Raw genomic sequence first — 239 nt, 5'->3', positions numbered from 1 at the left:
CGTGAGCGACAACTGCTCAAGCGCGACAGTATACACTGAGATCGTAACGACGACAGAAGAGGAAGAACTGAACCAGTACGGTCTGCCAACTGGCAACATCATTATCGACACGGTAGTGGTACGCCAGATCCCTGCAGGCGCAAGCCGCTTTGTAGCAGGCATCCCCTTCGGCAATCACATGTTCCGCTATGTAGCCACAGACGAGTGCGGCAACACGAGCGAGCTGTACTGCGCGTTCG

At 55.6% G+C, this 239-nt stretch carries 1 protein-coding gene; it reads left to right on the top strand.

Annotated features, from left to right (window positions below; all coding sequences use genetic code 11):
- The coding region (locus FRY97_RS22850) for a hypothetical protein (protein WP_170254918.1) at positions 1–239 on the top strand (239 nt) is incomplete at both ends.

This window comes from Phaeodactylibacter luteus, from assembly GCF_007993045.1.
In the GTDB taxonomy this organism is placed as follows: Bacteria; Bacteroidota; Bacteroidia; order Chitinophagales; family Saprospiraceae; genus Phaeodactylibacter; species Phaeodactylibacter luteus.
The sequence above is the reverse complement of the archived record's forward strand: the minus strand, read 5'-3'. Positions and strand labels throughout refer to the sequence as shown.